The organism is Streptococcus sp. HJ1, assembly GCF_052399005.1.
Lineage (GTDB): Bacteria > Bacillota > Bacilli > Lactobacillales > Streptococcaceae > Streptococcus.
In genome coordinates, this window is sequence record NZ_CP199005.1 from 1,344,643 (window position 1) to 1,359,671 (window position 15,029).

Annotated in this window: 16 protein-coding genes, 1 tRNA gene and 1 pseudogene; 3 read left to right on the forward strand and 15 right to left on the reverse strand. The window is 38.9% G+C overall.

The features are described from left to right. Positions 1 to 136: 136 nt before the first annotated feature. The 13 genes and pseudogenes from ACT17O_RS06900 to ACT17O_RS06960 all read right to left on the reverse strand — a co-directional run. A pseudogene (locus ACT17O_RS06900) lies at positions 137 to 793 on the reverse strand (DUF6572 domain-containing protein); the annotation flags it as partial. Between the two features lie 83 nt (positions 794 to 876). After that, positions 877 to 1,305: a hypothetical protein gene (locus ACT17O_RS06905; protein ID WP_371589998.1), complete on the reverse strand. Its 429-nt coding sequence runs from the start codon at positions 1,303 to 1,305 to the stop codon at positions 877 to 879. Between the two features lie 597 nt (positions 1,306 to 1,902). Next, positions 1,903 to 2,178: a hypothetical protein gene (locus ACT17O_RS06910; protein ID WP_125413627.1), complete on the reverse strand. Its 276-nt coding sequence runs from the start codon at positions 2,176 to 2,178 to the stop codon at positions 1,903 to 1,905. 11 nt (positions 2,179 to 2,189) lie between these two features. Continuing rightward, positions 2,190 to 2,663, reverse strand: a complete 474-nt coding sequence (locus tag ACT17O_RS06915) for an SMI1/KNR4 family protein (protein WP_125413626.1) — start codon at positions 2,661 to 2,663, stop codon at positions 2,190 to 2,192. 223 nt (positions 2,664 to 2,886) lie between these two features. Continuing rightward, the gene (locus ACT17O_RS06920) at positions 2,887 to 3,561 is read right to left on the reverse strand and encodes a hypothetical protein (RefSeq protein WP_125413625.1); all 675 of its coding nucleotides are present in this window, start codon (positions 3,559 to 3,561) and stop codon (positions 2,887 to 2,889) included. A gap of 156 nt (positions 3,562 to 3,717) precedes the next feature. Next, positions 3,718 to 4,683 (reverse strand): hypothetical protein, encoded by a 966-nt coding sequence (locus ACT17O_RS06925; RefSeq protein WP_033629955.1) that lies wholly within the window; start codon positions 4,681 to 4,683, stop codon positions 3,718 to 3,720. A 61-nt stretch (positions 4,684 to 4,744) separates the two neighbouring features. Further along, the gene (locus ACT17O_RS06930) at positions 4,745 to 5,407 is read right to left on the reverse strand and encodes a DUF443 family protein (protein WP_125413624.1); all 663 of its coding nucleotides are present in this window, start codon (positions 5,405 to 5,407) and stop codon (positions 4,745 to 4,747) included. A gap of 209 nt (positions 5,408 to 5,616) precedes the next feature. Beyond that, a tRNA-Arg gene (locus ACT17O_RS06935) sits at positions 5,617 to 5,688 on the reverse strand. Between the two features lie 42 nt (positions 5,689 to 5,730). Continuing rightward, entirely contained in the window at positions 5,731 to 6,078 is a 348-nt protein-coding gene (rplS, locus tag ACT17O_RS06940) for a 50S ribosomal protein L19 (protein ID WP_001068669.1), read from the reverse strand. A 118-nt stretch (positions 6,079 to 6,196) separates the two neighbouring features. Beyond that, positions 6,197 to 6,526, reverse strand: a complete 330-nt coding sequence (gene crcB, locus ACT17O_RS06945; protein ID WP_125328057.1) for a fluoride efflux transporter CrcB — start codon at positions 6,524 to 6,526, stop codon at positions 6,197 to 6,199. After that, complete coding sequence (gene crcB, locus ACT17O_RS06950) at positions 6,520 to 6,894, reverse strand: fluoride efflux transporter CrcB (protein ID WP_084881388.1); 375 nt, start codon at positions 6,892 to 6,894, stop codon at positions 6,520 to 6,522. The genes crcB (ACT17O_RS06945) and crcB (ACT17O_RS06950) overlap by 7 nt, the downstream gene beginning before the upstream one ends. Further along, a complete protein-coding gene (locus ACT17O_RS06955; RefSeq protein WP_001046955.1) occupies positions 6,891 to 7,157 on the reverse strand; it encodes a chorismate mutase in 267 nt (88 codons plus the stop codon). Before ACT17O_RS06955 ends, crcB (ACT17O_RS06950) begins: the two co-directional genes overlap by 4 nt. A 117-nt stretch (positions 7,158 to 7,274) precedes the next feature. Further along, on the reverse strand, positions 7,275 to 7,718 hold the full coding sequence (locus ACT17O_RS06960) for a flavodoxin (RefSeq protein ID WP_001162125.1): 444 nt from the start codon (positions 7,716 to 7,718) through the stop codon (positions 7,275 to 7,277). A gap of 103 nt (positions 7,719 to 7,821) precedes the next feature. On the opposite strand from ACT17O_RS06960, the gene ACT17O_RS06965 reads away from it, so the two are divergent. The 3 genes from ACT17O_RS06965 (at position 7,822) to ACT17O_RS06975 (ending at position 10,149) form a co-directional block, all read left to right on the forward strand. Beyond that, a complete protein-coding gene (locus tag ACT17O_RS06965; protein WP_268702466.1) occupies positions 7,822 to 8,766 on the forward strand; it encodes a DHH family phosphoesterase in 945 nt (314 codons plus the stop codon). Positions 8,767 to 8,873: 107 nt separating this feature from the next. Continuing rightward, on the forward strand, positions 8,874 to 9,743 hold the full coding sequence (locus ACT17O_RS06970; protein WP_139689284.1) for a lantibiotic ABC transporter permease: 870 nt from the start codon (positions 8,874 to 8,876) through the stop codon (positions 9,741 to 9,743). Between the two features lie 163 nt (positions 9,744 to 9,906). After that, positions 9,907 to 10,149: a type B 50S ribosomal protein L31 gene (locus tag ACT17O_RS06975; RefSeq protein WP_000710762.1), complete on the forward strand. Its 243-nt coding sequence runs from the start codon at positions 9,907 to 9,909 to the stop codon at positions 10,147 to 10,149. Positions 10,150 to 10,266: 117 nt separating this feature from the next. Here the strand turns inward: ACT17O_RS06975 and ACT17O_RS06980 are convergent, their stop codons facing one another. Together ACT17O_RS06980 and carB are read right to left on the reverse strand one after the other, a co-directional pair. Then, positions 10,267 to 11,601: an Nramp family divalent metal transporter gene (locus ACT17O_RS06980; protein ID WP_444817311.1), complete on the reverse strand. Its 1,335-nt coding sequence runs from the start codon at positions 11,599 to 11,601 to the stop codon at positions 10,267 to 10,269. Between the two features lie 216 nt (positions 11,602 to 11,817). After that, a complete protein-coding gene (gene carB, locus ACT17O_RS06985) occupies positions 11,818 to 14,994 on the reverse strand; it encodes a carbamoyl-phosphate synthase large subunit (RefSeq protein WP_444817312.1) in 3,177 nt (1,058 codons plus the stop codon). Between the last annotated feature and the right edge of the window lie 35 nt (positions 14,995 to 15,029).

The window sequence follows — 15,029 nt, forward strand, 5'->3', positions numbered from 1 at the left end:
GAAATATCACTAATCCTAAGCGAATTTTATATTCTTTTTTAATCTGGAGATATTGTTCTTGAGATACCTTTTCTTGATCATGATTTGGATGACTTACATTTACTGATAAGTTCTTCTTCTCTGGTAAAGTGTCATCATCAGGCAATTCTATCTTCAAACTCATATCTGTGGGTTGTAACACCTTCTGAACCGCTGCGAGAAAGGCTAAACCGTTATCAGATGGAGAATACTGGAATGTAATATGGATGACTTTTTTATCAAACTTATCACCGTATCGTGCTACATACTGCTTACTTTCGAGGAAGTGAATGTAATTATTAATTTTTTCTTGCAGAATTTCCAGATGGACTGCTTCTATCTCTTCCTCCCAGCCGACTGGATCCACCAGAAGAAGCTCTAAATGACTATCAACTATACCAATTGCATCAAGTTCGCTAGGTTCCAGTTCTGAAACAATGGCTTGAGTGACAATTTGTTTAAATTCCTCTGCTGTGAAAAGACAACGACTATTTTCAGGATTTTTCAAAATAAAGGAAGGATGATCTTCAATGAAGAGCTTATCGGATTCATCTTGTGTATACTGTTTTTTAGATTTCCAAAAACCATATTGCGCATAAGTCATCAACTCTTTGCCAGTATGTTCTCCCGACATGTAACTATCGGCAGCTTCTTTGGGAATTTCTCTAATCACTTCTGGGCAGGTAATATTAAAAGTTGGATAACGCAAGAAATACTTATCACCATCTTGACAGATTTCCAACATATCTTTTTGACTTACATAAATTGGTTCCATTCTTATCTCCTTTGTTTCTTACCAAATGTCTACTGATTAGTTTTCCCTATTTTTTGTCTGTTCTTATGATGTAATCCACTTTACTATAAAGGCCAGTGCCCTGTTTCAGCATAAACCATGACTTCGTATGCTCCCCTAGAAGATTCAAATGCTTTATCCATTAGTTCTTTAGAAATAGGATAGCGAACTTCTGGCCCCATGACTCCTCCAATTTCTTTAAAGAAGCTTATTTCGTAATAGCCGTCTGTCTCATATACAATAAATCCATCTCCTCTATAGACAATCGTATCCGATTGATTATAGTCTTCTAACTCATCTGCCTTAGGCCAACGATGATGTTCACAATAAAACATTACTTCTAAAGAATCTTTTTCTGATTTTGAAAGACGTTCTACTAATTCCTGGCTAATGGGAAAGTTAAGCACTTCTTTCCCTCTACTCCACAGGACCTCATAATCATTGTTGTTTTTTAATACCGTACAATTTTTGTATTGCAGCATTTCTGTTGTCATATAAATTAACTTTCTTTACTTTTTTAATTCTTCTTTATCATTGGCAAAAACAAAAGGATCTACTTGGTGCGAGCATTTCTTATCAAGCTCCCCATTACCCTCTTTCGCTTGTGCAAATTATTGGCTAAACACAAATAGAGAATAAACAAAAGCATCGAGTGGAAAAATAATGGCAAAAAACTAGGATATAACAGGAAGACGACTAAAGATACTAACAAACTAATAAAGCTACCACGAATTACGGAAGAAACAACAGCTCCACTTTTCTTTACTACCTCTAGGAATTCTAAATACCCCAAATCAGTAAATAGAGCCGGATATAAATCCAAATCTTTCTTAAAATAGGCATCTAGCAATTTCCCGAAAAGTAAGGAAAGACAAGAGAATAAAATCAAATAAATATACTTGTGAGCAGGTATACTAAAGATTGTCAATCCATTCAGAAATCTGATAAAAGGGAGAACGAGCAACACAAGGGACAAAATAACGTACTGTTGACTCTTAGAAGTTCTTTCTGGAATTGAAAAATACAATTTCTTTGTCTTTAAGTCATAATAGACTAATTTGTTCTTAAATTCTCCTAGATGAACTAGTTCTTTATAATGCTTTCTCTTTTCTTTCATTTTCTTTTTTCAGTTCTTTCTCCAATTGTTTTAAAACAACTAAAATATCGCTTTTATAATCCATGGTCTCATCTACAAATCTTCTTGCTAAACTAAAAAAGCTGACTTCATCTATCGTTTCTCCTCGCCCTATGCGTTCAGCCAGCTTGTAAATATCCTGAATGATTCCAGGATATCGTTTCTGGCTCGGATATTCCAAGTTAATCAGTCTTTTAATGATTTCTTCGTATTCTTGTAAACAAATATCCATCCATCACACCTCTAATCCTGTAACATAGCTAAAAACTCTGTAAAGTTATTAGCTACAAACTCTATGGCAGGCTCCAGCTCGTAGGATTCTTCGTGATACCAGATACAAATGCTTGGATGTTCGGCTTCCTCCGCATAGTTTAGACAAAGAAAGTCGCCACCAAACAATGCTGCTATGGGGATTAGTTGCATTCCCACTGAATCTTCATCAAATACAATACGACCTTCCAATTGCGTACTCACAACTCCAATATCGTAAGCTTCTTCTGACTTCTCACCTGAAATAGCTAGTATAGCTAAAAAGCGATCAATTACTTTCTCATTATGCCTAAAATGAAAATAACGTTTTGACGGAATCAATCCATTCTCATTCTTTATAAATTCCTTATAATCATCAGGCAGTTTAACCCTCCACACTACTTCTCTTTCCTGTAATAGCGCATCAGTTGGCAAGGGATAGATCATTGCTTGTTCTTTCTGAGTTATATTTTCTACTTCTTTCTCAATTTAAGATCTTTATACTACTAGCTCTGAAGAATTAATCATTCTCTTCCTTGTCCCATAATGGAGAGGGGTACATATAACTTCCGCTGTTTACTACATCTCTTCGTCCGTCACGAACTGTAAAATCTAACAGCTTGAAGAATTTCTCCAATATTAAAATGACTGGTATTTTTAAATTACAATCTTTTTGATTGAATTAAAAAAATTACTTTTCTTTCACTAGGTAAATTGCAGTACTGATTTGAACCAATTTTTCTTTAGATTCTAAACTTAGTAGTATATCGTATCTGTCATAGTACGCATATCCAAGACTAACTGAAAGTTTTGTGTCAGATGGAAGGTTATACTTTTCCACTATTTTTTTATATAACTCTGACTGATTTTCTGGTTGGTAAATAATATCACTCAATTCAGTTTCTGCGCTCTTAAATGTTTTTTTCACATCTAAGGAAGCAAAATAATCTCTTGAAACCATTAAATTTAGAATTTCTTCATCAAATAAAGGATTTATCTCTGACTCATAATTTAGTTTACCATTAGAGTACGTAACAGGAACAGTTTCTTTATCCTCGCCAAGTGTTATTGTGTAATCACCTTTAATGTCAGATTGATTAATATCTACGTCCACTTCATACTTTTTGACTTCATCTTGATTTTTTATATAAACATCACTAATGTATGACTTTAGTCCAGTAAAGTCCTTCTTGTCTTGTTCTAAAAATTTAAACATGGGCTCAAACGTTTTTTCGAATTCGTACTGCTCCTTTGTCCTGTTTTTGGGAATGGTTTCACCACCCAAACTACATCCATTTAGTGCAAAAAGTGTCAAAAACATTAGCATTACACTAACAACCCAAAATAAGCGTTTATGATTTTTCATCTCTTTCTCCTAAACATTCTATGCCTATTATAACATAAAAAAGAGAGCGGTTTCGCTCTTTATCTATTTCCATATACTCTTATAACATACAACTAGCATCTTGTTTGATAGAAGATAAAGATATAGAAAAAGCAAGCTCAATAGCTTGCTTGATAGTTAAGGAATTAAAAATTGATTTTCATAGTCTTTTGGGAGCTTATAAGATATTTCTCCATTACTATTACCAAATCGACTTTGATTAAAAATTGGAAATAGCTTGGAGTCGTAATTCGTTTTTATAGCAAAACGTTCATTTTCAAAACTAATAGTTGCAGCAACTGAGGGATCCTTAAAAACTGATTGTTCCCCTTGGGAATGCAAGCGAACATTTATAGTAGCTATTTCTTCAGGATATCTCTCAAATCTAACATTAAAAAGAATGTCGCTACCTCTCGAAGGAATGTACATTTGATAGTTACTTACACTTATACTCTGAATCTTTCCTAATTTCTGTTCCAATTCTGGGTCGTTTCTATACAGGTTGGTTTGGATAGCTAGTTTGAAATTTTCCTCATGTTCATGTAGCCATTTGTTTAGAAAACGAATCATAATTTCTTTTCGAACTTGCCAGTCTGCATCCTTGCCTTTGCGAACAGCAAAATCCAAAAGATTATTCATAGTTTCATTCAATTTATCTTGCTTTCGCTTCCAATCCCATGAGGGATCACTTGATACCTCTACTACTGATAAGTACCATCTCTTCATAGTTTCAGGAGATTTGTAAGGATTGGGTTTTATAAAGGTAAAAGGTGGTATACCAGCATCAGGAAAGTATAATTCTACTTTCATTGACTGCTTGCGATTATTATTAACATAGGCTGTAAAATAAATATGATAATTTCCACCTACATCTCCACCATTATCAAAAGACCCCCTCGCAGAACCTGGTAAAAGCGTCACAGACTTTATATATTGCCCTTGACTGTCTATGTCTGCAATAATTTCTCTCTTGATAGAATCCTCATGATCATGAATAAACTTACCTGTGTTCCCAATCGGCACCCTAATAAACAAATAAGACAAAGCAAGAATCATAAAGGGAACGGAAATCGCAAGGAATATCCACTTGTTCGTTTTTAACATAATATCTCCTGATGCTCATTTAAAAATCAGTTATAAAACAGCATTTATGCTTTTTTTCAACTTATAACTTTTCTATTTTTTCAAAAATAATCTCTTGCTTCTCGTAACTTTCTCGGAGTGGTAACATACCTAAGATCACCGTAAAGAAACCCAAAGATAAAATACTGTTAATGATAAGGATAGAGGCCTCTGTCCCATTATCAGTAAATATATAAAATGCTAAACATCCTATAACTGCAACAAAAAGAATAGGCAGAAGTTTATACAGTTTTAATTGACGTTGTGAGCTTGCTAGTTTGAAAACTATTTGATACTTCGTTTCTTTACTGGAAAGCTTTTGTTGAAGATTATGACGAACCACAAAAGCAATGAACCTGAAAGTAAGATAAGCTAAGACAATAGAGAGGAAAAACAATCCTAATTTAAAAGAAATATTATGGCTAATGTCGTAACTCTTAAAAACATTCGTAACAATTCTATAACAAGCTCCACCTATTGCTACACCTATTCCAATACCAAGAGATTTGCTTATAGTTGGCGCTAGACTCTCAAATCTCATATCTCTTATATCTAACTTTAAGCATTTGGCAGTAATTTCATTAGGAAGAGAACCCCAGAAATAAGTTTTAGGACTAATACTAGTCATATCCAAAAGATATTTTTCACCGTCAACTTCTATGATTTTATGAAACGTTTTATTTGTTTCTTTAAATTTTAATGCCATATTTACCACCTAAACTACATCCATTCAGCGCAAAAAGTGTCAAAAGCATTAGCATTAAACTAACAACTTCAAATAAACGTTTATTGTTTTTCATCTCTTTCTCCTAAACATTCTATGCCTATTATACCACACCATAGATATCATATTAAATGTTTAAAATTTGGTCAAAGAAAAAACACTGGTTATCCAGTGTTTTGTTTCTAGTTTACTGCCCCCTGCAGGAATCGAACCTGCAACTACTCCTTAGGAGGGAGTTGTTATATCCATTGAACTAAGGGAGCTAGAGAAAAACCCTGCTGGGCAAGCAGAGTTTTTTAGTCGAATTAACGACGGATTTCTTTGATACGAGCTGCCTTACCTTGAAGTGCACGCAAGTAGTACAATTTCGCACGACGTACTTTACCGTAACGAACAACTTCGATCTTTTCAACACGTGGAGTGTGGATTGGGAAGATACGCTCAACACCTACACCGTTAGAGATTTTACGAACTGTGTAGTTTTCTGAGATGCCTGCACCTTTACGTGCGATAACAACACCTTCAAAAATCTGGATACGTTCACGGTTACCTTCGACAACTTTTGCGTGTACACGAACAGTGTCACCAGGACGAAATGATGGGATATCTGTACGAAGTTGACCTTCAGTCAAGCTTTGGATTAATGGATTCATTTTATTCTCCTATCTTTGTCAATCTTGAGGAACCTTCCTCAGCGGATAAACTGTATTTTTGTGCGTCCATTACACACAAGATACAGTTTACCAAATTTCCACCTAAAAGTAAAGAAATTTATAGCAGAATTCCTAAAAAAATCGCTAGAAAACCGCCTAGGTAAGTTATGAGAAAATAGCTATAAAATACCTTCTTGTCACTTAGCAGTCTTTGCAGCTCGTCATTCAGAGTTGAAAAGGTCGTCAACCCACCACAGAAACCTGTCGCTAGGATAGCATAAGCTTCCTTAGACTCCACATGATTGTAGAGCAAGCCAATCAAAAAACAACCGAGAAGATTGGCTATGAGAGTTCCTAGGGGCAACTTAGAAGTTTGATTATATCGGGAAAAGAAATACCGCACTAAGGCTCCAAGCCCGCAGGCGATTGCAAGATAGACGATTACCATTTCTTCCTCCCTAGAACATAAGCCAAGAGCAGGCCTCCACCAATACTCAAAAGTAGGTAGATGCCCAAACTAAGATATCGCTCGGTATCGAGCAATTTCACAGCATCCAAGAGCAGACTAGAAAAGGTTGTTAAACCACCACAAAAGCCTGTACCCAGAGCCAAAACTAAACCTTTACTGCTTCCCTTATAGACCAGATAGCCTTTTGTTAGATAGACTAAGCAAAAAATTCCCAGATAGTTGACAAGGAGGGTGCCCCAAGGAAAGTCAGGACTGGCTGGCAACTGACTAGATACAAAATAGCGGACAAGGCCACCCAACATAGCAGCTAAAAAAATCCCTAGAGGATAGAATTGTTCTTTTTTCATTTGATGTTTTGATCCTGATAATCACGCGAGCGTTTGAGAATGTCTGAAAAAGTCGCAACAATAGTCTCCTGATAGCGCTTATCCTCTACACGACTCCTTACCTTTTCAAAAATGACTTCTTCTCGCTTACTATCTAAAATAGGTTTTCCTGAGGCTTTCTTATAGGCAACCACTCCCTCAACCAAATGCATCCGTTCTTCTAGGAGCTTGACGATTTGGTCGTCGATTTGATCAATTTCTTGCCGAATAATATCTAAGTTCATACAGTCTCCTCCTTTATTTGAATTATTGTATCAAAAAGCCTCTAAATAGGCTAGTAAAATCCCAAAAAAACTAATAAAAAAACGCACTGACTTCTTCCAGTCAGCGCAGTTTGATTCTTATCCTACTTTTGCAGCCAATTCTTCTGCGAATTGTTCCAAACGTTCGATATCTTCTTCTTCGGCAGAAAGGTCTACTTTAACACACTCTGAACCTTTTTCTGCTCCTGTCGCTACAAAAACGCGATCAAAGTCATCAACAGCCTTACAGAATTCGTCGTAGAAGGTATCTCCTGAACCGACCACTCCGTAGATTTTGCCATTCAAGTTGAGATCGGCTAGGTCTTCGTAGAAGTCCATCATCTCATCTGGCAATTCTCCGTCTCCATAAGTATAAGTCGCAACGATTGCGATGTCAGCCTCCAAGAAGTCTGAAGCGTCAACAGTCGTACATTCATCCACATCAACATCCAAGCCCAAGTCACGCAATTTATCTGCTACAATATCTGCAATTTCTTCGGTATTACCGGTCATACTGGCAAATACAATTTTTGCTAATGCCATATCGTCCTCCTCAATTTATCTTTCTCCATTATATCATATCTTTTTCATTTTAAAAATAAAAATTCTTGTGCTACAATGAAATGAGAAAGAATTGAGGTTATTTATGGAAATTTGCCAGCAAATATTAGAGAAAATCAAAGAATACGATACCATTATCATTCACCGTCATATGAAACCAGATCCAGATGCCTTAGGGAGTCAAGTGGGCTTGAAAGCTCTTCTCACACACCATTTTCCAGAAAAGACCATCAAAGCAGTCGGTTATAACGAACCAACTCTAACTTGGATGGCGGAAATGGATACTGTCCAAGACAGTGACTACCAAGGAGCTCTTGCTATTATTTGTGATACAGCGAATCGTCCTCGTATCGATGATAAACGCTACGAACAAGCCGCTTTCACCATCAAAATCGATCACCATCCAAATGATGATATCTATGGTGACCTATCTTGGGTGGATACAAGTTCAAGCAGTGCCAGTGAGATGATTGCATTATTTGCTCAAGAAAATCAGCTAGCTTTGTCTAGTGAAGCGGCACGACTTCTCTATGCAGGAATTGTCGGGGACACAGGGCGTTTTCTCTACCCATCAACTAGTGCTCGTACCTTTAGAATAGCTGCCCAGCTCCGAGAAATTGATTTTGATTTTGCTGGACTATCTCGTCAAATGGATACCATGAGCTTTAAGATTGCAAAACTGCAAGGGTATGTTTATGATCACTTAGAAGTTGATGAGAATGGGGCTGCACGCGTTCTGCTTACTCAAGACATCTTGGAAAAATATAAGGTTACGGATGCTGAAACAGCAGCGATTGTTGGGGCACCTGGTCGAATTGATACTGTTAAGGCTTGGGCTATCTTTGTTGAGCAAGCTGATGGTCACTTCCGTGTACGTATGCGCAGTAAAATCACTCCTATCAATGAAATTGCCAAACAACACGACGGAGGAGGGCATCCATTAGCCAGTGGCGCCAATTCCTATAGTCCAGAAGAAAACGAACAAATATACAAAGAACTGAAAGAGGCTCTACAGATTCACCAAGGCTAAGAAAGAATTTTCTTGGCCTTTTATATGCTAGATTCTTAAAATATACGGTTTCTTTGTACCTCAGTTTATGGTATAATAAATCAAACTGAATAAAAGGAGACTTAATAATGGAAAAAAATCGTTTGTTTATCCTCATTTCTGCTGGAGTAGCAATCCTTGGTTCACTCTTGCCATGGGCTAGTTTAAATGCAGGTTCTTTTGGGTCCTATAGCGTGAATGGTTACCAAGGAGATGGGTGGTTTGTCATTATCGCAGCTATTGTGTCTATTGTTCTTGCGTGCTTGAATAATATGAATAAAGCAATGTCTAAGGGATTCTCAATTGGTGTCATTGTCGCGGGTGCAATTGCAACTCTCGTTACACTAAATAGTCTCTTTAATGTAAATAAGTACATGTCTAACTTTGGTGGATATGGCATTTCAATCGGCTTTGGTTTGATTTTAGCCATTCTTGCTAGCATTGCACTAGTTGTAACTGGTCTCTTGGCAATGTCAGGTGGTAAAATTACAAAAGAATCATTTACTGAATTAGCTGAGTCTGGTAAAGATTTTGCTCAAACTGTCGGACGTGTAACAAGCTCTACCGTTAAAACTGCGGTCGAAGAAATCAAAAAAGAATCTCAAGAACGTAAAAAAGAAGAAACTACTGCTGAAAAAACGGAGACAGCTAAAGAGGAAACCGAGCAAAAAGAAGAAGCTAAGGAACCAGCTAATGTGGAAGCTGAATCAGCAGCAGAAAACGCAGAACCAGTAAAAGAAGAAACTACTGAATCTGAATCTGAAACAAAAACAGAAGCTGAGCCAGTAGCCGAACCAACAGAAACAGAGGCTGAAGCTGAAACTGTAACAGAATCAACAGAAACAGAACCTACTGAAACTGAAAAAGAGGCTAAATCAGCAGAAGAAAACGCAGAACCAGTAAAAGAAACAGAAGTAAAAAATCAACAAGAAGAAAAAGCTCCAAATCAAGAGAACTAATCATTCTTCTACCCTCACTCCAGTAAACACTGGAGTGATTTTTTATCAAGATTTTTAATAAAATCAGGGAAAAGACTTGCCAAACTTATCAGAATCTGATAGACTAGTATGGTAACAATCTATGGCTCGCAAAGAGACCATGGCAGAAAGGAAATATTGCAAAATGAAAAAAGATATCCATCCAGAATATCGCCCAGTTGTCTTCATGGACACAACTACTGGTTACAAATTCCTTAGCGGTTCAACAAAACGCTCTAACGAAACTGTTGAGTTCGAAGGCGAAACTTACCCATTGATCCGTGTGGAAATTTCATCAGACTCACACCCATTCTACACTGGACGTCAAAAGTTCACTCAAGCAGATGGACGCGTGGATCGTTTCAACAAAAAATACGGTCTCAAATAATGATAAAAAAGAACAGTTACCACTGTTCTTTTTTTGTACTTCTTTTTATGAACCAATCACTACTACTTTCTATGTTGTCAACCTTCACGCTGACACTATAATTGATTTCAAACGAGTTTAAAAAATATCGAAAAGAAGCTTGATATTGAGAATGGTCAAGATAATGGAAACTGCGTAACCTAGGATTGTGTTCCACTTGGCATTGGTAAATTCTCCCATCAGTGACTTCTTAGAGGTCAGATAAATTAAGGGGAAAATTGAAAACGGAAGAGCGATTGAAAGAAAGACCTGCGAATAGACCAATAACTGATCCAAGGTTTTTTCTTGATGCCCAAACAAGACGGCAACTATAATCACAGGTAGCAAGGCAAAAATACGTGTCCCGATACGGATAATCCACTGAGGTAATTTCAGATGCAAGAAACCTTCCATAACAATCTGACCTGTCAAGGTGCCTGTGATGGTAGAATTTTGACCACTTGCTAAGAGGGCCAAAGCAAACAAAGTTGACAGAGTTGAGCTAGCTATTGCTCCTGCTATCGTCGAATCCTGTAAAGCATTGTACATTTGGGAGAATGCCGAAATTTCAGATGCATGCCCAAAAAAGAGAGATGCCCCTAAAATAAGAAGCAAGGAATTGACAATAAAGGCTAGGGACAACTGAAGATTTGAATCCCAGGTCATAAAACGCACGGCTTTTCGAACATCCTTCTTATCTTTGTGATTGATTTTCCTTGTTTGGGATAGGGAGGAATGAAGATAGAGATTATGGGGCATGACTGTCGCTCCCACAATTCCTAGAGCCAAGGTCAATTGGCTTTCATGACCTGGTAACGGTGTTTCAAATAAAGTTGAAGTCGGTAAATAACCACCAAAGATACCCTGAATACTTGGATTGGATAAAGCTACCAGATAGGTAAAGATGGCTAATATGGTTAAAATAAGGGTCGTAACAATGGCTTCAATTGTTTTGAAGCCAAATTTCATCAATAAAAGTAACAAAAATACATCTAAAACGGTTAGAAGGATAGCAATCATAATCGGTATTTTAAATAAAAGATTTAAGGCAATCGCTGAGCCTAGAACCTCAGCTAAGTCGGTCGCCATTAAAGCTAATTCTAAAATCACCCATAAACTATAACGAAGCCACTTGGGAGCATGATGTGCAGTTGCCTGGGCTAGGTCCATCTTAGTTACGATACCGAGCTTCCCAGCCATCTGTTGTAACTGCATAGCAATGATGGATGAAATCAAAATAACAAATAAGAGACTATATTTGTAGGAAGCACCACCAACCACACTGGTAATCCAGTTTCCAGGATCCATATAACCAACTGCTACAAGGGCTCCAGGTCCTAAAAAAGCTTTTAGATTTTGCCAAAAATGATTGTTATTGGGAGTTTCAATAGATTGGTTGATCTCAGAAAGAGAGACTTTTTTGTAAGAAGACATCGGAATTTTACACTTTCTAATCTGTCTTTAGCTATTTTCTTAGTGGAATTTTTGAAAAAATCATGAAAATAGTTTCCCATTTCCAATTCTTCCTTATTATATCACAATTTAGAATGATTCTTAAGGAAAGAATGATAGTTCAAATAAGCAATATCTGTATTGCAAAAGCCAGCGTTTTCTGACGCTGGCTTTAAAACTGTGAAAATTCTTTCTCAACTAGATCGCTTCTGTGACAAAACTACGGCTTTCTAGCACCTTGAGCATGGCATTTGCTGTGTCTAGGGCTGTGAAGAGGGGCACACCGTGTTCAATGGCTGAACGACGGATTTGCTCACCATCTTCGTCAGCAGTTCGTTTGGTTCCGACAGTATTGATGATCGCTTGAATTTTCCCTTTGCGGACAAAGCTTGGGATATCTTGTTCATCGTCACCAATCTTACCAACAGGTTGGGCTTGAAGTCCATGACTGGCAAAGAAGGCTGCTGTCCCTTCTGTCGCGAGGATACCGTAGCCGATATTTTGGAAACGACGAGCCAAGTCCAAGGCTTCATCTTTGGCATCATCTGCGATGGTAAAGACAACATTTCCAAAGGTTGGCAAGTGCAGGTAAGAAGCTTCAAAAGCCTTGTAGAGAGCTTTTTCAAGAGTTGTATCAGAACCCATGACTTCCCCTGTTGACTTCATTTCAGGACCTAACAAGCTGTCTACCTTAGCTAGCTTGGTAAAGGAGAAAACTGGCGCCTTGATATGAACGCGAGTGCTTTCTGGATAAAGTCCATCTTGATAGCCAAGTTCTTCAAGACTTTGCCCAAGAATGAGCTTAGTCGCTACCTGAGCCATAGGAATATTAGTTACCTTAGAAAGGAATGGCACCGTACGGCTGGCACGTGGATTGACCTCAATAACGTAGACTTTTTCATCCTTGATGACAAACTGGATGTTCATCATCCCAAGACAGTTGAGGCCGATTGCTAGGCGTTTGGTGTAGTCTGCGATGGTTTCCTGTACCTTTTGCGACAAGGTTTGCGGAGGATAAACTGCCATTGAGTCACCTGAGTGGACACCGGCACGTTCGATATGCTCCATGATACCAGGGATGAGGACATTTTCCCCGTCTGAGATGGCATCAACTTCACACTCTTGCCCAACGATGTAAGAGTCAACAAGGACTGGGTGGTCTGGACTGGCCTTAACAGCGGTACGCATGTAAGAACGAAGATCTTCTTCGTTTTCGACGATTTCCATAGCACGTCCACCCAAGACATAAGATGGACGAACGAGGACTGGGAATCCAATCTTGCGAGCTGCAAGTACGGCTTCTTCTTCATTGGTAGCCGTTTGACCTGGTGGCTGTGGAATATCCAAGTCTTTAAGGGCTTGCTCGAAGAGGTCACGGTCTTCGGCACGATCCAAGTCAGCTACTTGGGTACCAAGGATGGTCACACCTGCTTTTGCCAAAGGTTCCGCAAGGTTGATAGCTGTTTGACCACCAAACTGCACGATAACGCCTTTTGGTTGCTCCAAGTCAATAACATTCATGACATCTTCAAAAGTCAACGGTTCAAAGTAGAGCTTGTCAGATACCGAGAAGTCTGTTGAAACGGTCTCTGGGTTTGAATTCATGATGATGGCTTCATAACCAGCAGCCTGAATCGCCTTCACCGAGTGAACAGTTGCATAGTCAAACTCAACCCCTTGACCGATACGGATTGGACCTGAACCTAGGACTAGGACGGATTCCTTATCAGACTTGATAGATTCATTTTCCCAACCATAGGTTGAATAGAAGTATGGTGTTTCAGAGTCAAACTCCGCCGCACAAGTATCAACCATCTTGTAAACTGGGACAATCTTGTTTTCCAAGCGAAGTTGGCGAACTTGCTCAGCGGTCGTTTTCCAAAGTTCCGCAATCTTGCGGTCTGAAAATCCATTGAGTTTAGCTGTTTTCAAGACTTCTAGATCTTGTGGATGGGCACCTAATTCTTGCTCAATTTCAAAGATGTGCAAGAGTTTATCCAGATAGAAGATATCAATCTTGGTCAATTCAGCAATTTCTTCTGGTGTATAACCACGGCGAATGGCTTCTGATACGTAGAAGAGACGGTCATCTTGGGCTTTCACAACCTTTTCAATCAAGGCATCATCCGAAACAGTTGCTAGTTCAGGCATTTCATTATGGTGAACCCCAATTTCAAGTGAACGACAGGCTTTTAGAAGAGACTCCTCGATGTTCCGACCGATGGCCATGACTTCTCCAGTCGCCTTCATTTGGGTCCCAAGACGACGCTCACCTTTTTCAAACTTGTCAAATGGGAAACGTGGAATCTTAGCAACGACGTAGTCAAGAGCTGGCTCAAACATAGCATAGGTTGAACCTGTGACTGGGTTGATGACCTCATCCAAGGTCAAACCGACAGCAATCTTGGCAGCCAATTTGGCAATCGGATAACCAGTTGCCTTAGAAGCAAGGGCTGACGAACGCGATACACGAGGGTTTACTTCGATAACATAGTACTTAAAGCTGTGCGGATCAAGAGCCAGCTGAACGTTACAGCCCCCTTCAATCTTGAGGGCGCGGATAATGCTCAAGCTCGCGTCACGGAGCATTTGGTTTTCATAGTCTGACATGGTTTGCGCAGGAGCAAATACGATAGAATCCCCTGTATGAATCCCAACTGGGTCAAAGTTTTCCATGTTACAAACAACGAGGGCATTGTCAGCTGAATCGCGCATAACCTCGTATTCGATTTCCTTGAAACCAGCGATTGAACGTTCAATCAAACATTGGGTAACAGGTGACAGTTTCAAACCATTTTCAGCGATTTCACGCAATTCTTCCTCGTTGGCACACATACCACCACCAGTACCACCAAGGGTGAAGGCTGGACGAACGATAACAGGGTAGCCGATTGATGCCGCAAAGGCAACAGCTTCTTCCACTGTGTTGACAATTTCAGATTCAGGAATTGGCTGCTCAAGCTCTTCCATCAATTGTTTAAAGAGGTCACGGTCCTCTGCTTGGTCAATAGCAGATAGTTTAGTACCCAGAAGTTCAACACCAAGTTCATCTAAAATACCATTTTTAGACAATTCCATGGCCATATTGAGCCCTGTCTGACCTCCAAGAGTTGGAAGCAAGGCATCTGGACGTTCCTTACGAAGAATACGTGTCACAAACTCCAGTGTAATCGGTTCGATGTAGACCTTGTCCGCAATCTCCTTGTCCGTCATGATAGTCGCAGGGTTTGAGTTCACCAAGACAACCTCATAACCTTCCTCTTTCAAAGACAAGCAGGCCTGGGTCCCAGCATAGTCAAACTCAGCAGCCTGACCAATAATAATCGGACCAGAACCAATCACCATAATTTTTTGAATATCAGTACGTTTAGGCATTTATAAGATATTAAGGGCGTCAAGCGGACCAAGCT